Source organism: Paenibacillus turicensis, from assembly GCF_017873435.1.
In the GTDB taxonomy this organism is placed as follows: domain Bacteria; phylum Bacillota; class Bacilli; order Paenibacillales; family Paenibacillaceae; genus Fontibacillus; species Fontibacillus turicensis.
On sequence record NZ_JAGGKG010000013.1, the window covers coordinates 38,092 to 62,106 of the forward strand.

A 24,015-nucleotide genomic window follows, 5' to 3' on the forward strand; every position below is an offset into this window, starting at 1 on the left:
GTTTAAAACTTGGTTTCTAGACGTAATTAAATACGCTGCTAGGGGGAGCAAAATGATAACGGAAAGTACTTTTAATACCATAATAGATAAGTCTAAAAGCTACACCTACTCATCTATCAACTATGTTGACTATGAGGATTGTAAGCATGCCGATGTGTTATGTGATCAAGAAGGTTTAATCTTGTTACAAGATAACACGCAAACACCTCAAATGCTTTATTTTGCCACTAATCATTTTGCAGCACTTCTTACGTTTATTGCTAATCTCTCAGGCGAACTCCGTCTACATTTTGTGCCACGCCAGTATGCGAAGCAGCTTGAACAGCTTGGTTTTATAGAATGGGGCGAGTACACAGACTATTGGAATGATAGCTTAGCAGATACAGCTAATGACTTGAATACTCAGGATAAGATTGAGTTTTTGAAAGAAAATGAATGTCAGGAAGTCTCCCTTGTATCTCAGAAATGCAGACTGCAATCCAGAGGATTTGAAGGCGAGACTGAAGCATGGTTCACAGCATGGCTATGTGAAAATAAAGTTATTATTGCACGCAAGGAATCCGCAATTGTAGGCTTTTGCTGTGTTTCTATTTATAACGAAGGTACAACGTTATGGATTAGAGAGATTGCTGTTGACCCCCAGTACCAAGGATTGGGATATGGTAAGCAGTTAATGGAACAAGCCATTCAATTTGGTGCTGCGAATGGGGCAATAAAAGGATTTCTAGCGGCTGATATCCTGAACAAGCGTGCAATTGCTATGTATGAAAAGTATGATTTCCACACTAAAGGCAGTGATAGTGAACTGCAAATGATAAAAACGTTAAAATAAAAACACCGTTTTCATATGCTCACTATATTTCATTTTTAGGCCTAGTTGCTTTGTTATCCATTGTAATGAGATATAGACTTTTGCTCCTTGCTTACTGTTTTTGTTATTGATTAGGATTGCGGAGGGCTGCTCCTTGCTAGAATTAGCATGTTCCATTGTTGTTACCGCTTGAAGCAACTCTTTACCCTCAAAATGTATGCTAATGCTCTTCGTTGTATTTCTCCAACCTACGCTCCCACCTAATTCGCTTACTAATTCAGACACAGGCATATACATAACCCCATTAGCAAACAAAGGAGATAACACGGAGTTTAATTTCAACTCGTGTCCCCGGAAAACGATAGCTAGTGGTGATTTCCCTTCACTCCCAGCCGTATCTAAATGTTTCCCCCAGATTAACATACTTATCTCCTTCGCAATCAGCTCATAGCCTTCTTGATTGGGATGAATATCCCGATAGGTGTCAATATGTGTATAGACCGACTCCTTCCCCTTAAAGAGCTCAGCTAAATGCACAACCTGCACCTGCCTATTATTTTTGGAAAATTGGCTCGCTACCATTTCAGTTGATTGGGTAAACTGTTTCATGCTTTCCTGCAAAAAAGGATATAGGAAACCTACTGCCTTTTGCGGAATCGGTTGGTATTGATCTGCAACTATGATTTTAGCAGTGGGATTTATTACATAAATGGCTTCCAACATTTTTTGTAAATTTTGTTTATAAGCAGCTATGGCAGCATTTAAGTCTGCCTTGAATTGTGTAAGGTTAGATAATTTAAGCCTTGTTATTACTTGAACTAAATCATTTCCACCAATCGTAACTGTGATTACATCTGCATTCATTAATTTTTGTCTATTTGTACTTATGTCATTTGCAAGAACATGAATACGTGAATCTTTCAGATCTGTCTGAATAGAATCCGCAGTTACCGCCTTTCCAGTCTGCAATGCAGTGACGTAATTTAATAGACCATCGCTTGTTAAACCAACTACCCCTAAATTAATGGCCTGCGTCTCACTATGGAACCAGCCTTGCTCCTCCAGCCGCTCCACAAAGCCGTAAGTACCAACGCCAAGCTTGTGATCAGGTTCAAAACCAGCAGTGATAGAATCTCCTAAGGCTACAATCGTGTATGGTTTTAAATCCGATGCAACTATAACTGATGGGATCATCATATTTGCTACTAGTACAATGACTACGATAAGCGATAATAGCTTTCTTTTTAGATTAAGCAAAATTAGACCCTCCTACTTTCATATGCATACAAACAAACTAAACTGCTATTTTATCCGATCATCAATTTTACGTAGCATGCTAAAGGTATAAGGTGAAAAATAACGACTCCAGAAGTTGTTTGCAGGCACATTGACGGACTCAAAGTCAACTCCACATAACGTATAACCGTTCCCTATACTCCAAGCCGCTACATGAGATAATAATAGATCTGCAATTCCTTTGTTACGGTAATCTGGTCTAACATATCCCCCTGTAATATTCATCATTTCAGGCGCTCTTGATATAAACGATTCACCTGACTCTGCTAAGCGCATATATCCTACTGGCTCATTATTTTCATAGGCGATCCATAAATGCCGATTTGCTTCACACATCCAATTACTAAAATCATTCATTACCTCTTCTTCTGTTTTGTTTTCAGTATAAATAAATGAAGGTGCTTGGTAATATTGTAAATGATCAGCGTAACATAACGGTTTAATATGATCTAACCGATCGTTTGTGGCTTTAACTACTGAAATATTAGAGATACTCTGGGCTATTTTTATCTTGTCTGGTGAACAAATTGCATCTACACAGTGATTGCCAAAGCCAAGCGATACCCATATGTCCACACTATCCTGTGTCTCACAAAATAAAGTTAATAAATGATTTCTTTGTCCTTGCTTCACCCAAATATCTGAAGCATATGTATAAAGCATCTGATAAACCTGCTTACGATTTTCTTTGACTGTGCCATGTCCATATAACGGAATAAATGCACCCTCGGCTGAACCAAAAAACTTTTCTACGGGGATTCCTGACATGTAACCAACAACTTGCTCCTCCAGTAAAGCAACAAAAACAAAACCTTCTTCAATCCAGTAAGGCAATGTCTCTATAAGAAACTTCTTCATATCTACATAGGGGATAATAGGGTTTTCAGTAATAGCTTCTTTATAAACAGAATTAAAAATAGAACAGATTTCTTGGATATGTTCTGGTTTAGCGTTTACAACCGTATATTTTTTATGTTCCCCTATAACATTTTTGGACATAAATAACTCCTCCTTGTGCCGTTATTAAAAGATTACATCCCCTAATTAACTCTAGCTAAGACAATAAACCTTCATTATAAACACAATTAGCCTCTATCCAAATATAACGAAGTAACGCTACAAGATCACTTAATCTTATTTCATTAGCATAATAGTATCGTTCTGGAAGAAGTCGTTTTATATTTATAGCCTCATATATAAGTCCATGCCACTCTTCTGGTACGATGCTAAGCCCATAATACCCTGCTTCAACCTTACTCTTTATATCATGCTCTTTTAAGGTGTATAGTTGCCTCAACATACCTAGTGTACACCACTCGACCACTTCATCAATCTGTTCTGAATTCATATTCAGTTCTATTTCATGGGCTATTTTTAATTGCTCTTCCAATCGCTCAATCCAGCCGAACCAATACGAATTTAAATTATCAATGACATAGGTTAGTAATGGTTTAACCCCTATTTCATAATCTAAAGCTACTGCAGACCCATATACTTGCAGATTATAATGTTTGATCGTCCACCAAGTAACAGGATTAATATCCGCACCATAACCATTTGTATGTATTTCTTTATTGTAGTAGGTTAACAAATTGCTAATTTCATTTTGTGATTTTCCTATATCACTTTTAAGTAAATAGGACCCCATAATATCTCTTTGAGGAAAAATGTCTTCGATCTGCTGGTGAGCTAATGAAATGGATTGAACATCGGTTTCACTTAGAGGCTCAGCAAGTATTGCAATAAAATCAATATCACTAGAACCTTCGATGTACCCTCCTAAGGCAACAGAACCGTATAAGTAGATGGCATCAATTTTCACATGATAATGCTCTAAATTATGACAAAAAGCTTCTATTATTTTCTCTACACTTTGTGGTAACATAGCATACTCCTTCATTTCTAAGATTAACAAGAGCTAACCGTGTTAATAGTCTAATATATAGCCATTTCCCTTCAATATTAGCATAACAGGATCGAGGTTTTCTAAAAAAATAAACGTCCCATATCAACTACAGGACGCTTACTTGCACCATACTTTTATACAACATATATAGAATTTTAAAAGGGTTATCATTTAAATTAGTGGTTTAGATCCTTTTAGAATAATTACAATCCAGTCGCACCCGCATCCTGAATTTTCTGTACGAGTTCATCATGAATTTTGCCATTGGTTGCAATTAAGTTACGAACACCTAGATGAAAATCGTTGCCTAACGTATCCGTTACCTTACCGCCAGATTCCTGAACAAGCAACACACCTGCTGCAATATCCCAAGAGTTTAAACCTACCTCATAATAGCCACTTAGTCTTCCAGCAGCTACATAAGCTAAATGCATCGCCGCAGAGCCCATCGCCCGCAAGCTACGTGTCTGATCAGCTAAAGCATTAATCGCCTTCATATTCAAAGGCAACGCATAATCACGATCAGGATTGAAGCCAATCGCTAGTACGCTATCGCTTACCTTTTGCTCAACAGATACTTCTGACTTCACACCATGGATATAAGCGCCTTTGCCCTTTTCAGCGACAAACAATTCATCACGCATCGGGTCATAAATGACACCAACAATCAATTCCCCTTTATATGCAAGGGCAATCGATACACAAAAATAAGGAAAACCTTGCACAAAGTTAGTCGTTCCATCAATCGGATCAACAATCCATAAATATTCTGCATCAAGTGCATTTTGTAACGCCTCGATAGACGCTGCTGAACCTGGCTGTACCCCTTCTTCACCAAGAATCGTATGATCCGGAAAATGGGTTAAAATTAAATTGCGGATCATGGTTTCCGCACCTTTGTCTACATCTGTCACTAAATCCTGCGACGAAAACTTCGTAGATAACTCCTTCACAGCACCTAATCGGCTTTTAATCCATTCTCCTGTTTTAGCTGCACAATTAATCGCTACAGCAGTTGGACTTTTACTTCCTACTACATAAGGGACCTTATCAATTAAATCCAATGCTCTCACTCTACTTTCTATAGTAAACTCGAATTTCAAAACAATAATTTGGCTCTATTTATAAATTAGTCCATGATAACGATAGGAGTCTGGAAAGCTACGATCCAGAGCGTTCTTGCGATTGTGTTAAAATCATATTCCTTTTTATCATCAACTCAACACATGTTATAAAAGAAAGTGGGACATTAACAGCGGTTGAAATCACTCTCTGCTACGTAGCCTCTTACCTCTTAATTTGTCTAGTATTAATTATAGTATTGAGCCAATTTCTAACCATACTCTCTCTATTAAATATACGTTAAAAGGGTTTCAAAGTTGACGTCCTTTGTCTGTACTACGACATAAAAAAGGCGTTCTTGCTCTATTTGCACAAAAAGCCCGTACCCTTTCATAAGCAATGCCTATCTTGGGACGAACTTTTAATGTGCTAGTTAATGAGGCATTAAGCCCCTACAATATTATATCCACCATCTACAAAAATAACTTCACCAGTAATTCCTCTAGAAAGCTGACTCATTAGGAACATCGCTGTATCTCCAACCTCAGCCACCTCCGTTGTGCGACGAAGTGGTGCTTTTTCTTCTACCTGCTTCAAGATAGAATTGAAGTCGCTAATTCCTTTTGCAGCAAGAGTACGAATCGGTCCAGCGGAAATTGCATTAACACGAATATTTTGAGGACCAAGATCATTTGCTAAATAGCGGACAGACGATTCAAGTGCTGCTTTTGCCACACCCATCACGTTGTAGTTACGCATTACACGCTCAGCGCCCATATATGTCATCGTTAAGATGCTACCGCCTTCAGTCATTAATGGAGCCAATTTTGCAGCGACAGCCACTAATGAATACACGCTAATGTTTTGCGCAAGGGCAAAGCCATCACGAGACGTCTCTACGAAACCACCTGCTAAATCCTCAGCTTTAGCAAAGGCAATGCTGTGTACAAGTCCATGTAACACACCAAATTCATCCTTCAGCTTCGCTGCTAACGTATCAATCTCACTATCCTCTGCCACATTACATGGTAAAATGACAGACCCTGGAATACTTTCAGCTAGTTTACGTACACGACCTTCTACACGTTCACTCTCGTATGTAAAGGCAAGACGTGCTCCTTGAGCAGCTAAGCTTTGAGCAATCGCCCATGCGATACTGCGATCGTTGGCAACACCCATTACAATAATATTTTTTCCATCTAATAAGTTACTCATTAATACGCCTCCTCTTTTGCTTTATTTTAAAGCTATGCATGTGTCCAACTTACCGTATTTACAGCTTATTTTCAACCTTTAATCACTACGGTTGCCTCATCTATAATCTCGACGCCCTCATTATGGAATTCCGCCAAATCCGCCATTAAAGTAAATAATGCTCCATCCTTAAGCTTCGCCTCTAACATCACATCCACCTGCTTGGTGGTAGGTGCAATTTTGCGTAAAAAATCAAGCAAGGGGGTCACGATTACATGGTCGGCATGTCCTCTAGGATCGCTAACGCTTTTAGGGCTAGAGGTATGAATTTTAGGAGGCAAAGGATGATCAGGGCTTGAACCAGCCTGAGCATATGGAGTTGTCCATGTCTTCATAATATCTTCCCATAGGTCTGCCGGAGATTCCCCTTCATTGTTTACCCATTGATGGTGAATATCAAGCACCATAGGGATACCTAGCTTTTTACATATATCCAACGTTTCAACGGCGTTAAAGGTTTTGTCATCATTTTCAAACGTAAGCCGTTCCTTAATCTCATCAGGTAGTGCGGTGACATTCTGAATAAAACGCTCCGCTGCTGAAGGCTTGTCTCCATACGCCCCGCCCACATGGATGTTATTTTTAGCTTGTCCACTTAGGCCCATCGCTTGAAGCATGGCAACATGATGCTCTAAGTCACGAATCGAGTTACGAAGCACCTCTGGTCTTGGTGTGCTTAGCACTGTGAAATGATCTGGATGAAAGGAAACGCGCATCTCATGCTTTTTCACAAAATCGCCAATCTCTTCAAAGGCGTCCTGCAGCACAGGATATGGATTCCAATCCCCAAGCTCGCCGTGTGTTGCAAGTGGAATGAGCTTGGAGGAAAACCGATACACCTGAATTCCATGTGCTGCATTATGCCTAAGCAAACGCAAGGTATTATGCAGGTTCTCACGTGCAATCGATTCAAGACGGCGCAAGGCTGCGGCACGATCCTCAATACCTTGAAACGTCTTGAACGTCATCGTTCTAGAGGGTGATGCATGCTGAACCGTAGTAGACATAGCGACATAACCAAAACGGACAATCACCTTTACTCTGCCTCGCCAAAAAACATTTCATAAGCCAAAGCAGTTTGAATCGCTGCTTCTTCCTCCGTAAGCTTACGCACAAGCTGTAGCTCCACAGATGTAACCTCTTCGCCATTAAAGTTAATTTCAGCGACGCTTGCGGTTATTTTTACGATGGCTACCGCCTGATTATCTAATGAATATGCAATGACCTTTTGACCTGTCGGGTATACACGCAGACCCTTCTTAAGCATTTTTCCACGACCATACTCCAAAAGCTCATATAACTCCTGTTCATTTTTAAACTTACATACTGAATTAAATTCTGTGGCAAAACCCATGGATACTCGCTCCTTTTTGGTTTCTATTAGTTCAAATAGAGTGTGTATACTACTATATTAAACAAGTAACTCCTTTTCAAAATGAAGCTCCTTACGAACGGTATAACGCTCCATAGCTAAGGAAATAAGGCGATCGATTAATGCAGAATAACCTACCCCTGTCTCTCTCCAAAGCAATGGATACATACTATATGAGGTAAAGCCTGGCATTGTATTTACTTCATTAATCCAAATTTGCCCAGTTGACTTCGTAATAAAGAAATCCGCTCGACAAAGCCCAGTACATGCCACTGCTTTAAAAGCGGCTACTGCCAAATCACGTACTGCATCAGCAACCTCAGTATCTAGTGGAGCAGGAATCAGCATTTGTGATTTTCCATCAATATATTTTGCCTGATAATCGTAGTATTCACCTGAAGAAACAATTTCACCAGGTACAGAGGCTAGTGGTTCATCATTCCCAAGAACCCCTACTTCAACCTCACGCGCATCCACAAATTCCTCTACAATAACCTTCAAGTCATATTTAAACGCATATAACACCGCTTGCTCTAATTGCTCACGATTATTTGCTTTAGAGATACCCACGCTAGAACCAAGATTCGCTGGCTTAACAAAGCAAGGATAACCTAGCTCATCTTCCACCTGCTGAATGTAAGTATAGCTGTTCGCCTGCCATTCTGAAGCGGTAAAATAACAATATTTACATTGCTCTAAGCCTGCTTCTGCAAATAGCTTTTTCATGATTACTTTATCCATTCCCGCAGCAGATGCAAGCACACTTGCCCCAACATAAGGTAGGTCAGCCATTTCAAATAAGCCTTGAATTGTGCCATCCTCACCAAATGTACCATGTACCAATGGGAAAGCAACGTCAATCGCACCTTGACCTGTAGCTAGCTTGCTAAAAAGAAGCTCAATAGCTGTTGAGGTCTGACCTGCGTTACCCTGATCCCCTTGATTCTCAAGCTTTAACTCCTCTAGCTCATCAAAAGCTTTATTACGTGGTTCCCCTACACGCCATTGTCCTTCCTTGGTCACATAAAATGGACGTAGCTCATATTTATCGTAATCAAATGCGGCGGCTACCGAAAAAGCCGTTTGCAATGATACTTCATGCTCACCAGACTTACCACCGTAAATCAATCCAACCTTTAATTTATCCAAACCCATGTTTTTAACATCTCTCTTCTATGTTTTTAATTAGAACCAATCCGCAATATGGAAAAAGCGATATACCGTTTGTTCTGTCCAGGCGTAGGAATCTTTATAATCCCAGTAACGATGCCTGCTAGGTACAGTATTGGCATTCACAAGCGGCATTCCGCCAGCGTCAAAGGCAGTCACAATTGTACTATGCTGGTACCGTCCGTCACCATCCCAATCATAAAAAATGACGTCACCAAGCTCTAGCTGCTCTGCACGTTCAACTACGGTAGCTCTTAGACCTGTCGTGCTTGTGGACAAATAACGCTCTAAAGCGGCGGATACAGCCCAGCTATAGCTCCACTGCTCTTGCCCATTTACATACCCTTTGTACCACCAACCTGTTTCCCTTTTTCCAGTATAATTTATTGGGGCTCCACCTGCAAAGAGGCATTGAGAGACATAGTTTGTACAATTGACTTCAAATTCCGCAAATTCAGGATTAAAGCTGTCCCACCATCGATCTGCATACGCTACCGCATCCTGACGACGATATGCGATACTTCTACCACTGTAGCCTAATAACCCTGTATTTAGAAATGGCGCGGGGATACGTGTTGGCGTTTCTTCATCTAAGGGTTGTATTGGTGGTTGAGGCACACTTTTCGCTTCTGGTACAAAAATAAATACCTTCGTAATTAACCAATCTTGCCCATCTCGTTGCAAAATAAGCTGATGATGCTCAACAATTTGCTCTTGGTGCGATATGCCTCCTTTTTCATACGAAGTATTTCTTGCCAGCTGCAAATCAATTTCGACCTCACCCTCTCCTCGGTTGGATTGAGAAATTAGCTTCGCCTTCGTTTCATTTCGTAAAGGGGTTGCACCACGAGCCTCATACCATGAAGATAATCTAGCCTTGCGATCCCCACTTTTAAGCAAATAATTAAGGTCCGTAATTTTTGTTTCATTTTGTCTTCCTTCATAATTAACCTGATCCCGATTATATTGATTCACGTACATCGATAACGTTTGTCTCCAGCCTTCATTCATCAATACACCCTCCTCCCTAATTCCTTCCATGTATATGAAAAAAGCCAAGGTAGTATGAAGAACTGGTAGTAAAAAGTTCTTTACTAAACCATTGAAACGACATTATACTAATTATAGTGTGTTTTTTGGAATTGTGTTTCACAGAATGAAACTTAGGAGGTTTTTAAATGTCCAATACTTCTTTTTTTTCCATAGCCCGTCCCCTTGAGGTGAACGGGAAACAATACCATTATTACGATCTACAAGCTCTGGAAGAGCAAGGATTCGGAAGTATTTCTAAACTACCCTTCTCCATTAAAGTGTTATTAGAAGCCGCAGTGCGTCAATTTGATGGTAGAGCAATTACAGAAGATCACGTAAAGCAAATCGCCTCTTGGGGTGATGCACAGGATCATAACAAGGAAATTCCGTTTATTCCTGCGCGTATCGTTCTTCAGGATTTTACAGGCGTACCGGTTGTTGTTGATCTTGCTGCTATGCGTGATACCGTTAAAAAAGCAGGTGGCGACCCGAAGCAAATTAATCCACTTGTCCCTGTAGACCTTGTCATTGACCATTCTGTCATGGTGGATGCCTTCGGAACACCAGAAGCGCTTGAATATAATATGAATGTTGAATTTGAACGAAATGAAGAGCGTTACCGTTTCTTGCGTTGGGCGCAAACGGCGTTTGATAATTTCCGTGCAGTTCCACCTGCTACAGGAATTGTTCACCAGGTTAACCTTGAATACTTGGCATCCGTTGCAGCTACAAAAACGGTAGATGGCAAAACATTAGTATTCCCTGACTCCCTTGTCGGAACAGATTCACACACTACGATGATCAATGGACTTGGCGTTGTTGGTTGGGGTGTTGGTGGGATTGAAGCCGAAGCAGGCATGTTAGGTCAACCGTTATACTTTGTAACACCAGAGGTTATTGGCTTTAAGCTAAAGGGCTCCTTGGCAGAGGGCGCTACTGCTACTGACTTGGCCTTAACTGTTACGCAAATTTTGCGTAAAAAAGGCGTTGTTGGCAAGTTTGTTGAGTTTTTTGGACCTGGATTAGCAAATATTAGCTTGGCAGACCGCGCGACAGTGGCTAACATGGCACCTGAATATGGTGCGACAGTTGGTTACTTCCCAGTAGACGATGAAACACTAAACTATTTAAGCAGTACAGGTCGCTCTGAGGAGCAGGTTGAGCTTGTGAAGCAATATTACAAAGCCCAAGGCATGTTCCGTACAGCGGCAACACCTGATCCAACCTTTACAGATATTATTGAATTGGATTTAGCTACGGTTGTACCAAGTCTTGCAGGACCTAAACGTCCGCAGGATCGCATTGAGCTTACAAATATGAAGCAAGAATTCAATGATATTATCCGTACCCCAATTGAAAAGGGTGGTTATGGATTAAGTGAAGAGAAATTAAATGAAGAGATTCAAATTACGCATACAGATGGCAACACAAGCAAGTTAAAAGCAGGCGCGGTCGTGATTGCTGCAATCACAAGCTGTACGAACACCTCGAACCCAAGTGTAATGGTGGGTGCTGGTCTGCTTGCGAAAAAGGCGGTACAGCGTGGCTTAACCAAACCTGGTTATGTAAAAAGTAGCTTAACACCTGGTTCACTTGTTGTTACTGAATACTTGCAAAAAGCTGGCCTAATTGAACCGCTTGAGAAGCTTGGATTTAACGTGGCTGGTTACGGCTGTGCAACTTGTATCGGTAACTCTGGCCCTCTTCCTGAAGAGGTAAGTACGGCAATTACTGACAATGATCTAACTGTAGCCGCAGTCTTGTCTGGTAACCGTAACTTTGAAGGACGTGTACACGCACAGGTAAAAGCAAACTATCTTGCTTCACCACCGCTTGTTGTCGCATATGCGTTAGCAGGAACAGTAAACATCGACTTGCAAACAGAGCCGTTAGGTTATGATCAGCAAGGTGAACCTGTATATTTGAAGGACATTTGGCCTTCTTCCCAAGAAATTAAGGAAACGATTAGCGCTGCCTTAGATGCTAATATGTTCCGTAGCAAATATGAAAAAGTGTTTACCCAAAATGAGCGTTGGAATGCCATTGATGTGCCTAAAGGTGAATTGTATGAGTGGGATAATAAGTCAACGTATATTCAAAACCCACCATTCTTTGAAAAAATTACAGATGGCTTGCAGGATATTTGTAATATTGAAGAAGCAAAAGTACTTGCTTTACTAGGCGATTCTGTAACGACAGACCACATCTCCCCAGCAGGTAGCATTGCACCATCCAGTCCAGCAGGCGAATACTTGAAGGATAACGGTGTAGAGCGTAAGGACTTCAACTCCTATGGTTCCCGTCGTGGTAATCATGAGGTGATGATGCGTGGTACTTTTGCCAACATCCGTATCCGTAACTCTGTTGCTCCTGGGACAGAAGGTGGCGTTACAAAATATTTGCCTAAAGACGAGGTGATGTCAATCTATGACGCTTCCATGTTGTATCAAAAGCATGGTCAAAACTTAGTTGTCATTGCAGGCAAAGAATACGGTACAGGAAGCTCACGTGACTGGGCAGCCAAAGGCACCTACCTCCTTGGAGTGAAGGCGGTTATCGCTGAAAGCTTTGAACGTATTCACCGTAGTAACCTTGTTGGTATGGGCGTATTACCACTACAGTTCCAAGAAGGTCAAAGCTGGAAGCAGCTTGGCATTGATGGCACAGAAACGTTCCACATTCATGGGCTAGATAACGAAGTACAGCCAGGTCAAAAGCTTAGTGTCACCGCAGTACGTCAAGATGGCAGTGGCTTTGATTTCACTGTGGTCGCTAGATTAGACAGTATGGTGGACGTGGATTACTATCATAACGGTGGTATTTTACAAACTGTATTGCGTCAAATGATTGGGCAATAAGATATTGAGTCTTATTTAATAGATTTTAATAATAGTTTAAAAGGCGATGCATCCCAATGTTATCTTACAGGGTGCATCGCCTTTTTTATGCAAAATTCAACCTTTTTTTAGTTTATAGGGTGTTTATTGGAAATTTTTAAATAAATCTCTCGTTTATATATTTGTAACGCATAGGAGGGAAACATATGAAAAATAGAAAAAAAAGATATAGGAGAAACGTTACTTTAATTGCAGCTACACTACTGATCATTTCGTTATTCAAATTTGCTAGTGATAAGGAAGAGCTAGAGGCAAACGGCGTAAAATATATTAATGCTTCAGCAAAAGTGATCAGCTACTTTGATTTTAATGACTTAGAAACCTCCTCAGAATTAATTGTAAGTGGAACTAAGGATCGTGTTGAAAATGATTATATTGAACGGGATAATATGGGAGATGTGATTGGCTATGGGACAAAATCTGCGATAAAAATTAATAAGGTAATCAAATCTAAAAATAAAGAGATTACGATTGGTAGTCATATTACTGTTCTGGAAAATGGTGCAACAGAACAAACGAGCAAAGGTACCATTGTTTACGGGGTAGAAGGCTACCAGTTAATGAATGAAAAGGAAGAGTATCTTCTTTTCCTAGATAAAAGCCTTACTGACCCCAATATTTATTTTGTAAAAGGCGTCTATTATGGAAAGATACCTTTGAAGCAACCAAGTAAGGGTAAATTACAAGGTAAAGAAGAAGATATCCCTTACGATTTTCAATATAAAGGTGAAATCACTGAGAAATTAGAACAAATATTTACGGATGCCTTAATTAAATATGGAAACGAGCAATGAACTCTAGCCTTATATTTTCAATTTATGGATTTAAGCATATGAAATCATTTATATGGATTCCAGCCTTCATTTCCAGCTAGAACAGAATATACATTTATGCCTGAAGCCTGTTGCGCTGACAATGTGCTTGCCCATCTAACTCGAGCTCTCTTATTCCAGCCTGGACCACTATTATTAAACTCAGCATAACGTGCTGTTTTTTCATTCGCTGCATCGTTCCAGTTGTTCCAGCCTTCAGGTCTGATATGGCCATCCATCCATGTCGTCATAAATATCACTGCACTATAAGGACGCCATGGACGACCTAAATAGACCTGATAACCTCCGCCAGAGGACTGTGTTAGTCTGCAATCAATAAATACGTAGCCGTATTTTGCACCTGCATCGGTTGAAGCCGCTGTGATATACCCATTGCCAAGACTTCTAATCTCACTATTTTTAAACACAGCGGTAGCACCACCAAAAATAAAGTCAACAGTACCTTCAATATAGCAATTTTCATATAACTGTCTGCCGCTATGAGCGTATAACGTATCTTGATAACCTAACATACGGACATTACGGAATGTTGCACGGTCACTTGCTACATAAATAGCAACAGCTTGACCTGCATTACGGCCTGCAGTGTTACTAAAGGTTATATTTTCAGCATGAAAATCCTTGGAGCGAACCGTTGTGCTTGCACTTTTTGTTGTTCCCCCTGCGCTACTATTTGTATCATTGAAGGTCAATATCGTATTCCCTGCTGACTCGCCTACAAGTCTAATGCTGGGCTTAGAGGAAGGAATGTTGATTTTCTCATAATAGGTTCCCTTTTTAATTTCAATTTTGTATTGAGTGGTGCCCCCAGATGGAATGGAGTTGATGGCAGATTGCACGGTTTTAAATTGACCTGACCCATTCCGATCCACAACAATCGTTTTTTGAGTGACATTTAGTGTGGCTGCATTAAATACTATTGCTTCGGATGGTTCTAGTGAGCTTACTGAATCCATTGCCCCAACTGCTTCCATAGGTAGTACTAAGCTGCATAACATCATGAGAAGTGATGGTGTAACTAACCTTCTTTTCCAGCTAGATTTTTTGTGAGCAGACTGCTTATCCATAATTAGCTTCATCCCTTTCTACACCCTTTCAATTTACATAATTAGATTTAATTTACATTTGTCTTCGTTTTTAAGTATAGTATAGATAGGTAGATTAAATTTTGCTTATCTTGTTATGAACACGTTTTCATTTTGCTAATTTTGTCATGTTAGGAAAGACAATGCCGAGCCTCAAAAGGAGATTTGCGATATGATTACGTTAAATATGCCCTTGCCTGACGTTTCCATCGATACACATACTTTCTCCATTAGACATCTTCAAAATCACCAATCTTTTCAAACAATTCATACTAAACCACAGCAAGGGGAATATTCCGTCCCTACTTCCCCCTCCTATGAAATCAGTTATGTACTTCGTGGATTAACAACCTGTTGGATTCCCAATGAGGCGGTCATTTTAAATCAAGGAGATCTATTGCTTGTACCTTCTTTCCACCTAAATCACACTAAAAAACAATCCCTTTTCGAAAACCCTCAATTCAAAGATCTCCAACCTGAACTGTGTGAGCAAATACATCTTACCTTTGACGCTACTTTTATAGATATAGAACTAGCACGTTCATCTCTGCCTTTATTGGAAGACACAAAAAAACCATCTGTCGTTCACCTGAACATAAACGAACAAATGGCTGTGGAAGAGCTATTTTTTAAAATATTATTTGAAACGACAACTTCCCAAGCTGGAAGCATGGATATGATTAGAGCTTTACTTATTGAGCTACTCATACACATTTACCGTACACAGCAACAACAATTACAAGCTAGTAAAGAGAGATCTAACCAACATCCTTTATATTCAGTCATTAATGAAATTACTTCCTATTTAAATCTGTATTTTTATGAGCAACATACATTGGACAGCTTAGCCCAAGTCTTTTATGTTAGTCCCTCTCATTTAAGCCGAGTATTTAAGCAAATTACTGGTTATCGTTTTTGTGATTACCTGCAAAATATCCGAATTCGTGAGGCAAAAAAACTGCTACGAGAAACAAATTTGCCTATTCATGTAATTAGTGACCTCGTTGGTTATACACATACTTCAAACTTTAATGTTTGCTTTAAAAAAATATCAGGATACACTCCAAGGTACTATCGGAGAGGATACAAGAAGCTATAGGGCACATTACAAGTCGAAATACCACACCAAAAATGCATTAAAGCTAGCCCATTGTGGCTTAAGCTCACCTCTTTGAAATTGATGCCACTCTTCGCCCAAGCTAAGCCGTAAAACCTCACCACTTTGACGATCATAGAAATAGCCATATTCACCTTCAAAGCTATCTAGTGGAATGTACGCTTCTGGGAGCTGCAATGTCTCATGAGCACTTGTCATATTAAGCCTATAATTGGTGTTTACTATAAACCAGCCAATATGGTATAGCTCCTTATTTCTACTTAAAAAGGTAGGGCCATCCTCTACATGCAAATAAAATTTAGCAAAGTCGGAATCAAGCGGAATGTCTAGCTTCATAAATGCTTGCTCATACTCCTGTGAAGCCTCCTCATACCACCAGTTTTTACTTTTACAAAAATCAACGAGTTGTTGTGGTAACATCAATAGGCTCCCTTCATTTATCTATGCCCCAAAGTCAATTTCAATTATACTTTCAAACAATTTCCGAACCAATCATAATCACTCCCAGTCCTCTGGAATGAGTTTACGAGATTTATTAGGCTTTTTCTTAGTTCCTTTTGCCTTCATCATCTCCTGCTGACGTTGCTTATTAGCCTGAAATTTGAGCTCGCGTGAGGTACGATGATAATTGGCTAGCCGAGAGCGTTCAAGCTCTCCTTGCTGAATAGCATTTTGAACGGCACAACCAAGCTCTTGCTCATGCTTACAGTCACGAAACCTACACAGCTTAGCTAACTCATCAATTTCTGTAAATACATTGGATACCCCAGTTCCCCCATCATCCCATAAATGTAGCTCACGCATTCCAGGCGTGTCAATCAAAGCTGCACCACTTGGTAAAGTGAAAATTTCGCGATGTGTTGTTGTATGTCTCCCCTTACTATCCTGCTCCCGTATATCCTGTGTAAGCTGTATTTCACTGCCAGACAATCGATTTAATAAGGTTGACTTTCCGCAACCTGACGAGCCTGTTAAGGCACAGGTAACTCCTGGAGTTAAAAAGGAGTCAAGCTGCTCCATCCCTTGATTTTGTAAGGCACTAACAGCAATAACATCTACACCCATCGCTGTCTGCTTCACTTCTGCAATATAGTCCTCAAGCTGATCACATAAATCCGTTTTACTGAGTAAAACAACAGGTGTAACCCCACTATTCCAAGCCATAATTAAATAACGTTCTAATCTTCGTAAATTAAAATCATGGTTTAAAGCCATTACCAGAAATAAAATATCTACATTTGAAGCAACGATTTGCTCCTTGATTTCGATTCCTGCCGCTTGTCTAGAAACCTGACTATAACGAGGTAAAATATGATGAATGCTTGCGGCTCCATCTCCTTTTCTAATTTCAACCGCAACCCAATCACCTACAACAGGCAACTCCTGCGCTCCTCCCTCTTGAATCCCATATCTGAATTTACCCGTTACTTCTCCCCACAACTCGCCTTCAGAAGTAATTATCGTATATTTCTGTCCATAATCCGCAAGTACACGTGCAGGCGACAATGTAGTACTACTGCCGTAATGCTCCTTCCAACTACTACTTACCCGTGAATTCCAACCATAACGTTCTAATGCTTCCTCTGTAAATTTATCCATAAATCCTCCCTTTTTTGCAGCACAAAAAGACCACGAAATCACGCCTCGCAGTCTACTCTCATTGTTACACACATAAAAAAGACCGCAAAAGCGTTAGCTCTCCCGGTCTCATTGACATTTAGAATTTAGCAAATGGTAATTACTAAACAGTAATTTAGTAAATTAACTCACTTTAAATCAACATTTAAATGAATTGGGCTTGAGCTATTAAATGAAATTGTATAGGCTACCAAGATTGTAACAATCACGTTCATATTCACCTTTTTCATTTCACACAGCTCCTTCCTGAATTCATTTATAGTGTTAGTTTATTCAGTATGGGATACAAAGTCAACGCATCTGCACCCAACAAAATAACTATAGTTATTTTTTACTGGTTATCTTAGCCGAATAAGGCTTTACAGCCTCCTCTAGCTCTTCATCTGTAATAACTGAAGCCCCATATAACACATTATGCGGTAGCAATGTCATTCCGATTAAGTTGCTTGTTGCCTCGTAAGGTCTTAAAAGCTCATCGATTGTAAATTTGTTACGTCCTTCTGACGTATAGTTTTCCTTCACACTACCAGTAGTGATTGAAATTAACAACTCCTTGCCCCGAAGTGCAACCGCCTCTGGAGAACCATATGCCCAGCCATAAACAATGACCTCATCAATCCACTTTTTCAAAAGCGGTGGTGAGCTGTACCAATAGAAGGGAAATTGAAACACAATGCGATCATGGGCTTCAACAAGCGCTTGTTCCCTTGCAACATCAAGCTGTTCATTTGGATAAGCTTCATACAGATTGTGAATCGTCACCTCTTCTTTTCCTTGTAATTCCTTTACTACTCTACTGTTCAAACGAGATTGCTCAAAATGTGGATGAGCCAAAATAACTAGTGTACGCATACATAATCCATCCTTTCTAATAGTCTATTATATCGCAATTTTATCTACAACAAACCGCTTTCACTCGAAAACAGCAATAAAATCGATTTCATTCACAATAGGTCTGGTGATAATGTGTATAAATTGTTAGCATTTTTATCAAAATTTAATTTAATTAAATAAAAATTATCTTTTTTGTGGATAATTTCATTTTTGCACTTTTTATTATCCACAAAATATAAAATATCAGTTTTTATTTTTTGTATTTATCCACAACCGCTTAAATTAAAGTTCGGAGAGCCTTGCACCCTCTTACTTTGTGTAAAGCTTAAAATATAATTGTTGTTTCCTTATCTATCTGTTATAGTTTATATATAACAGTTAACGTGGAGGCTTAAAAAATGATTATTAACTTAGATATGCAATCCGAGCTTCCTATTTATTCTCAGCTTGTTTATCAAATTATAGAGGGTGTCGCGAGTGGGGAGCTACAGCTTGGGGAAGCCTTACCGTCTGTCCGAAACTTAGCGGCAGATATAGGTGTAAACCTGCACACCGTAAATAAAGCATATACCCTGCTTAAACAAGACGGTTACATTCAGATTCATCGACAAAAAGGGGTTGTTGTTAATCCAGATGGCATGCCTCCCGTAACCGATGATTTTTTGAACAAGCAACGCCAGGAATTAAGACCAATCATTGCCGAAGCATTGTGCAGAGGAATGAGTAAGGAAGAGTTAAGCACTGTATTAAGTGATATATATGAGGAAATTAAACATCCCTATTAGGAGTGATTTAGATGCAACTATTTATTTTATTACCCATTCTATTTATTATTGTTCCTTTGGTGCTGATGCTCTCCTTTATTCCTTATATGACAAGAGAAACAGTCAGCTTTGGTGTTACCGTTAGTGAATTTCACTATTTTAGTCCAACGTTACGTGTGCTTCGACGCAAGTATGCTACTTATAGTCTTATTGGAGCTAGTGTGATTATACTGTTCTGTCTTTACTTTGTAATCTCACAAAGTGAGCAATCAAGATCCATTATTAGCATAATTGGTGTAGTCGTCTTTACTGCCTATTACATTACATTAAATATTTTATTTTATTATAAAATGAAGTTAATCAAGCAATCACTTCCTGATCAAGCAACAACGACGCAAAAAATAATGATAGATACTTCTTTTCGCCAGCAAAAATTAACGCATTCCAATTATTGGTTTGCTATTCCCTTTACAATTGCCATCATTATGGCAGTCATTACGCTTCTTAACTATGATGCCTTGCCTAATGTAATCCCAATGAAATTTGATTTACAAGGTAACGTAACCTCAAGCGCACCCAAAACCTACTTATCTGTAATGGGATTAAGTTTGGTGCAGCTCTCAACAATCGGGTTAATGATGTTTGTCAATTGGAGTATTAAAAAAAGCAAACAACAGTTATCTGTAACTAACCCTACTACGTTTGCGGTAAAAAACATAAAATTCCGTAGAAGATGGTCTTTATTTACGATCGTTACTAGCTTTTTACTCACCTTTTTATTCGCGATGATTCAGATTAATATGTTAGTTCCACATCCATTACTTTTACTGATGGTAAGCTTCACCATACCCGTTCTCATTATATTAGGCGCCTTACTTATTTCTCTACTAAGTAGACAAGGTGGCGGAGACCTTCGTAATCCTAAAAACGAACAAGAGCGATCCCAAGCACAGCCAGTTAATGATGATGTCCATTGGAAGCTAGGATATATTTATTTTAATCGTAACGATCCCTCCTTTTCGATCGAAAAACGGAATGGAATTGGCTGGACTCTTAACTTTGCACATCCGTTAAGTTGGGTAATTCTAATTGGAATTATTGCGTTCATCATAATAAGCTCACTTCTTAGTAAGTAACTTATTTTGAGATATATTTTTCATAGTTTTAGATTTTAAAATTTGGGGAGGTAACAAAATGAAATCTTGGAAAAAGCTATTCGTATCCGTAATGTCTGTCTGTATGTTAATTCCTATCTCTTCTCTATCAGCGGCAGAGCAAGGGGACCAACCAGCAAAATCACTTGTTCCTATTCGTACATTTGCACAAGACAATGGGGCAAAGCTGTCATGGGAAGCATCAACTAAGAAAATTACATTAGAAAAAAACAAAACTACATTGGTACTTACCATTGGAGAGAAAGAGGCCGTTTTAAATGGTAAAACATTATCCCTTGAGCAACCTATTCAAGTAACGAAAGGAACAGCTTATGTGGACGAGGACTTTATGAAGCAAGTGTTAGCAGAAGCACCTGAGGATATTTTTATTGATTTGTTAAGTAAAGGTGAGGGTACTGAGGCCGCAAAATATGTTAGCACCAGTAGTGCAGAGGCACTTCCTACCTCATTGCTTAGTAAGCTCTGGTCATCACTCGAAGGACAATTTGGTTACATTCCAATACAACCTACTGCAAAAAAGGTGACACAGGATTCGGTTCATCGTAATGCTGTGTATAGTTTCACTTCCAAGGCTACTCCGTTAACAATCATCGTTAGAATGGATGCCAATGGGCTTGTAGATGATTTAAATGTGTCAGCAGCAGTCCCTGATGTTTATCAAAAGCCAAGCTACGATCACCCTAACTCTTATACGGAAGAGGAAATTACGATTGGGGAAGGTAAATTTGCTTTACCAGGTACTTTAACATTACCGAAGGGTGACGGGCCTTTTCCTGTTGTCATCCTTGTACATGGTTCGGGGGCAAATGATCGGGACGAAGCTATGGGTGGAGCAAAGCCATTTCGTGATTTGGCTGTAGGTCTAGCCTCTCAAGGCATCGCAACAGTAAGATACGACAAAGTAACCTACACGCATAGCTATAAGATCACATCACAACCTAAATTTGCTTTAAAGCAAGAAACCGTAGACGATGCAAATCGAGCTGTAGAGTTTGTTAAGTCAAATAAAAAAATTGATCCTAAGGCGATTTTTGTAGCGGGTCATAGCCAAGGTGGATTTGCGTTACCTTTAATACTTGCAAACGATACAGGGCATGACATTGCTGGAGGAATATCGATAGCAGGACCAAGCACTACCTTTGCAGAAGTTATTGTCGAGCAAACAACTAATTATGTGTCTAGAGCGAAGCAACTTGGCATGGATGTGAAGCCATATGAGCAACAAGCGGAATATTTTAAAGGGTTTGCAGAAATGTTGAATGATAAGCAATATTCTAAGGAGAATTTACCTAAAAATTTTCCACTTCCATCCCCATATTGGTGGTATGAGCAAAGAGATTATGTACCAACAGAGTTAGCTAAAACACAAAATACCCCACTATTTATTATTCAAGGGGAAAATGATATACAAGTATCAATGAAGCAATTTAATGGTTGGAAATCAGCGCTAAAGGATCATACAAATGTGACCTTCAAAAGTTATCCTAACGTAAACCATGTTTTAGCAAGCTATGAGAAGCCTTCGATCGCACAGGAATATTACCTGCCTTCAAATGTGTTTGAGCCAATCATTCAGGATATTGCTAAATGGGTATTACGCAAGTAGTAATTTAAAGGTCTAGTTGCTTTCTACTCATTTTATTTAGATACATGTTTTGATCTGCGATATGAACCAGCTTCTCTAAGCTTGGTTTATCACTAGAATACATCGCAGTTCCAATAGATAAAGACGCATTTGGCCAATTGTGAGCCTGAAAAGTAATCTGGATATCATCTTCAATGCGTTCCACTAATAACTCTAATTCTTGTGAGCCAGAAGTTAAGCCTAAGATGAGAAATTCATCGCCACCCCATCTGGCTCCAAGATCTCTTTTACCGATATTCCGTAAAATAATGTCAGCCACCACTTTGAGCAAAGTATCCCCTGTCTCATGTCCCAATTGATCATTCACACATTTAAAATTATCACAATCCATTACAACCACATATGGCGTTTTTTTATTCCATTTATGTGATGCAATTAATTTTTTAAACGCCTCCATTATATATCTTCGATTAAACAGCTCTGTAAGCGGGTCACGAATTGAGAAAAATACAGCTTTATCGTACAACTTACCGCACCAATAAGCTAAGCCTAAAAAAATCGGATAGCCGATTAACCTTAAATAATCAAATTGATTTGTTTGTACATAGCTGTATAAAACGGAACAACTATAGCAAATAACCGCAATCACGACTGCAAACCATCTACCTTTATGTCGCATAGGCTCATCCTTATCGTCAATTTAAAATGATCTAATTAATTACTCCAATCAATCGGCTCAATATGATGCTCCACTAAAAATTGATTTGCCTTAGAAAATGGACGACTCCCAAAAAAGCCCCGATCCGCTGAATATGGACTTGGGTGCGGAGAAGTAATAATTTTATGTCTAGCTCCATCCAAAAAAGAACCTTTGGCTATCGCATAGCTCCCCCATAAAATAAATACAATAGGCTCCTTACGCTTGTTTAGTTTTTTCATAATGGCATCCGTAAACGTCTCCCAGCCTAATCCCCGATGTGATGCTGGTTTACCTTGTCTCACCGTAAGCACTGCATTGAGCATAAGTACGCCTTGCTCCGCCCAAGGTAATAAATAGCCTGTATTTGCAACAGATATACCGAGATCATCCGCTAGCTCTTGATATATGTTCTTAAGCGAAGGAGGTATGCTTACTCCGGGTTTCACCGAAAAGCTAAGTCCATGTGCTTGCCCCATCCCATGATAAGGATCTTGCCCTAAAATAACGACCTTCGTTTTGCTGTAAGGTGTTAGCTTTAATGCAGAAAAGATATATTCCTTAGGTGGAAATATAGTAAATTGCTTATACTCTCTTGCTAATGTATAACGTAGGTTTTGAAAATAGTCCTTTTGTGTTTCTTCATATAATATATCATCCCAATCGTTGTCAAACACGATAAGTCCTCCTATACTATCGTTTTGTCTCTTTACACACGCCAATTCGGTACCATCATGCCCATTTGACGAGCAACCTTGACAACAGGTTCACCGAGCTCCACTAATTTCTCCTCTGTAAGGCGACTAACAGGACCTGAGATGGATAACGCAGCGACAATTTTACCCTCTCGGTCAAATATCGGTGCAGAGACTGATGCAGCTCCTAATTCTCGTTCCTCATAGCTGGTGGCAAAACCTTGCTTACGGATCTGGCTTAATTGTCTAGTAAACTCATCTCGATCCAGAGAGACAGGCCAATCTGGCGACAACAGCACTCTATTTTGGATTGCTTCCTCTGCATAGGCTACCAGTACTTTGCTAGAGGCACCAACATATAAAGGAAGTCTAGCACCAACTGGGGCTACTCGACGGATCGCCTGATCGCTTTGTACTGCACCAATCCGTAAGCGCTCCATACCATCTCTTACATATAAGCTAACCGTTTCTCCTAATTGATCACGAAGCATTTCCATTTGGGGCTTCAATAATACTGCTGGATCCTCCTCTTGGGATAAATGCTGGGATAACTCCCATATTTTAAGACCAAGACTATATTTCTCAGTAGCATCGTCCCTAGTGACGAAGCCCTTTTCCTCCAGCGTTGTTAGCAAACGATGGACCGTGCTTTTATGTAGACCAATTTGTGAAGAAATTTCAGTTAAGCCCAGCTTTCTGGTTTGGGTAAAGCATAATAATATATCAAGTGCCCGTTCCACAGCACGAACAGTCAGTTTTTTATCTTCCATAATACCCTTATTAACCTCCTCT

Annotated in this window: 23 protein-coding genes; 7 read left to right on the forward strand and 16 right to left on the reverse strand. The window is 39.6% G+C overall.

The window, feature by feature from the left end:
• Positions 1 to 52 precede the first annotated feature (52 nt).
• Complete coding sequence (locus J2Z32_RS13770; protein WP_210089756.1) at positions 53 to 832, forward strand: GNAT family N-acetyltransferase; 780 nt, start codon at positions 53 to 55, stop codon at positions 830 to 832.
• Here the strand turns inward: J2Z32_RS13770 and J2Z32_RS13775 are convergent.
• The 9 genes from J2Z32_RS13775 to J2Z32_RS13815 form a co-directional block, all read right to left on the reverse strand.
• Positions 824 to 2,068 carry an SGNH/GDSL hydrolase family protein gene (locus J2Z32_RS13775; protein WP_210089757.1) on the reverse strand — a complete coding sequence of 415 codons (1,245 nt, stop codon included), beginning with the start codon at positions 2,066 to 2,068 and terminating at the stop codon, positions 824 to 826. The genes J2Z32_RS13770 and J2Z32_RS13775 overlap by 9 nt on opposite strands.
• A 45-nt stretch (positions 2,069 to 2,113) precedes the next feature.
• On the reverse strand, positions 2,114 to 3,106 hold the full coding sequence (locus J2Z32_RS13780) for a GNAT family N-acetyltransferase (RefSeq protein ID WP_210089758.1): 993 nt from the start codon (positions 3,104 to 3,106) through the stop codon (positions 2,114 to 2,116).
• Between the two features lie 55 nt (positions 3,107 to 3,161).
• Positions 3,162 to 3,992: a nucleotidyltransferase domain-containing protein gene (locus tag J2Z32_RS13785; protein ID WP_210089759.1), complete on the reverse strand. Its 831-nt coding sequence runs from the start codon at positions 3,990 to 3,992 to the stop codon at positions 3,162 to 3,164.
• Between the two features lie 224 nt (positions 3,993 to 4,216).
• On the reverse strand, positions 4,217 to 5,077 hold the full coding sequence (locus J2Z32_RS13790) for an inositol monophosphatase family protein (protein WP_210089842.1): 861 nt from the start codon (positions 5,075 to 5,077) through the stop codon (positions 4,217 to 4,219).
• Positions 5,078 to 5,519: 442 nt separating this feature from the next.
• Entirely contained in the window at positions 5,520 to 6,290 is a 771-nt protein-coding gene (gene fabI / locus J2Z32_RS13795; protein ID WP_210089760.1) for an enoyl-ACP reductase FabI, read from the reverse strand.
• A gap of 71 nt (positions 6,291 to 6,361) precedes the next feature.
• Positions 6,362 to 7,363 carry a UV DNA damage repair endonuclease UvsE gene (gene uvsE / locus J2Z32_RS13800; RefSeq protein ID WP_210089761.1) on the reverse strand — a complete coding sequence of 334 codons (1,002 nt, stop codon included), beginning with the start codon at positions 7,361 to 7,363 and terminating at the stop codon, positions 6,362 to 6,364.
• Between the two features lie 2 nt (positions 7,364 to 7,365).
• Positions 7,366 to 7,683, reverse strand: coding sequence for a hypothetical protein (locus J2Z32_RS13805; RefSeq protein ID WP_210089762.1), 318 nt, complete (start codon positions 7,681 to 7,683; stop codon positions 7,366 to 7,368).
• A 57-nt stretch (positions 7,684 to 7,740) separates the two neighbouring features.
• Positions 7,741 to 8,856, reverse strand: a complete 1,116-nt coding sequence (locus J2Z32_RS13810; RefSeq protein WP_210089763.1) for a D-alanine--D-alanine ligase — start codon at positions 8,854 to 8,856, stop codon at positions 7,741 to 7,743.
• Positions 8,857 to 8,886: 30 nt separating this feature from the next.
• Positions 8,887 to 9,882, reverse strand: coding sequence for an amidase domain-containing protein (locus J2Z32_RS13815; protein ID WP_210089764.1), 996 nt, complete (start codon positions 9,880 to 9,882; stop codon positions 8,887 to 8,889).
• A gap of 167 nt (positions 9,883 to 10,049) precedes the next feature.
• Here J2Z32_RS13815 and acnA point away from each other — a divergent pair, with 167 nt between their 5' ends.
• Together acnA and J2Z32_RS13825 are read left to right on the forward strand one after the other, a co-directional pair.
• Entirely contained in the window at positions 10,050 to 12,761 is a 2,712-nt protein-coding gene (gene acnA / locus J2Z32_RS13820) for an aconitate hydratase AcnA (RefSeq protein WP_210089765.1), read from the forward strand.
• Between the two features lie 185 nt (positions 12,762 to 12,946).
• Positions 12,947 to 13,594, forward strand: a complete 648-nt coding sequence (locus tag J2Z32_RS13825; RefSeq protein WP_210089766.1) for a hypothetical protein — start codon at positions 12,947 to 12,949, stop codon at positions 13,592 to 13,594.
• A gap of 44 nt (positions 13,595 to 13,638) precedes the next feature.
• Here the strand turns inward: J2Z32_RS13825 and J2Z32_RS13830 are convergent, their stop codons facing one another.
• Positions 13,639 to 14,712, reverse strand: coding sequence for a pectinesterase family protein (locus tag J2Z32_RS13830; RefSeq protein ID WP_210089767.1), 1,074 nt, complete (start codon positions 14,710 to 14,712; stop codon positions 13,639 to 13,641).
• Between the two features lie 178 nt (positions 14,713 to 14,890).
• Here J2Z32_RS13830 and J2Z32_RS13835 point away from each other — a divergent pair, with 178 nt between their 5' ends.
• On the forward strand, positions 14,891 to 15,817 hold the full coding sequence (locus tag J2Z32_RS13835) for an AraC family transcriptional regulator (RefSeq protein WP_210089768.1): 927 nt from the start codon (positions 14,891 to 14,893) through the stop codon (positions 15,815 to 15,817).
• Positions 15,818 to 15,823: 6 nt separating this feature from the next.
• On the opposite strand, the gene J2Z32_RS13840 is transcribed toward J2Z32_RS13835, so the two are convergent.
• The 3 genes from J2Z32_RS13840 to J2Z32_RS13850 all read right to left on the reverse strand — a co-directional run bounded on the left by J2Z32_RS13840 (position 15,824) and on the right by J2Z32_RS13850 (position 18,325).
• Positions 15,824 to 16,255 (reverse strand): hypothetical protein, encoded by a 432-nt coding sequence (locus J2Z32_RS13840; protein WP_210089769.1) that lies wholly within the window; start codon positions 16,253 to 16,255, stop codon positions 15,824 to 15,826.
• Positions 16,256 to 16,333: 78 nt separating this feature from the next.
• On the reverse strand, positions 16,334 to 17,434 hold the full coding sequence (gene rsgA / locus J2Z32_RS13845; protein ID WP_210089770.1) for a ribosome small subunit-dependent GTPase A: 1,101 nt from the start codon (positions 17,432 to 17,434) through the stop codon (positions 16,334 to 16,336).
• A 363-nt stretch (positions 17,435 to 17,797) separates the two neighbouring features.
• Entirely contained in the window at positions 17,798 to 18,325 is a 528-nt protein-coding gene (locus J2Z32_RS13850) for an NAD(P)H-dependent oxidoreductase (RefSeq protein ID WP_210089771.1), read from the reverse strand.
• A gap of 380 nt (positions 18,326 to 18,705) precedes the next feature.
• Between J2Z32_RS13850 and J2Z32_RS13855 the strand changes: the two genes are divergently transcribed.
• From J2Z32_RS13855 to J2Z32_RS13865, 3 genes are read left to right on the forward strand one after another with little or no spacing between them, the layout of a single operon-like run.
• Positions 18,706 to 19,092, forward strand: a complete 387-nt coding sequence (locus J2Z32_RS13855; protein ID WP_210089772.1) for a GntR family transcriptional regulator — start codon at positions 18,706 to 18,708, stop codon at positions 19,090 to 19,092.
• Positions 19,093 to 19,103: 11 nt separating this feature from the next.
• Positions 19,104 to 20,207 (forward strand): DUF1648 domain-containing protein, encoded by a 1,104-nt coding sequence (locus J2Z32_RS13860; RefSeq protein ID WP_210089773.1) that lies wholly within the window; start codon positions 19,104 to 19,106, stop codon positions 20,205 to 20,207.
• Between the two features lie 58 nt (positions 20,208 to 20,265).
• Positions 20,266 to 21,852 carry an alpha/beta hydrolase family protein gene (locus J2Z32_RS13865; protein WP_210089774.1) on the forward strand — a complete coding sequence of 529 codons (1,587 nt, stop codon included), beginning with the start codon at positions 20,266 to 20,268 and terminating at the stop codon, positions 21,850 to 21,852.
• Positions 21,853 to 21,856: 4 nt separating this feature from the next.
• Here J2Z32_RS13865 and J2Z32_RS13870 read toward each other — a convergent pair whose 3' ends face one another.
• Genes J2Z32_RS13870 through J2Z32_RS13880 form a run of 3 tightly spaced genes read right to left on the reverse strand, consistent with a single transcriptional unit; the run spans position 21,857 to position 23,993 of the window.
• On the reverse strand, positions 21,857 to 22,510 hold the full coding sequence (locus tag J2Z32_RS13870; RefSeq protein ID WP_210089775.1) for a GGDEF domain-containing protein: 654 nt from the start codon (positions 22,508 to 22,510) through the stop codon (positions 21,857 to 21,859).
• 35 nt (positions 22,511 to 22,545) lie between these two features.
• Positions 22,546 to 23,205: a uracil-DNA glycosylase gene (ung, locus tag J2Z32_RS13875; protein WP_210089776.1), complete on the reverse strand. Its 660-nt coding sequence runs from the start codon at positions 23,203 to 23,205 to the stop codon at positions 22,546 to 22,548.
• 32 nt (positions 23,206 to 23,237) lie between these two features.
• A complete protein-coding gene (locus J2Z32_RS13880) occupies positions 23,238 to 23,993 on the reverse strand; it encodes an IclR family transcriptional regulator (RefSeq protein WP_210089777.1) in 756 nt (251 codons plus the stop codon).
• Positions 23,994 to 24,015 lie beyond the last annotated feature (22 nt).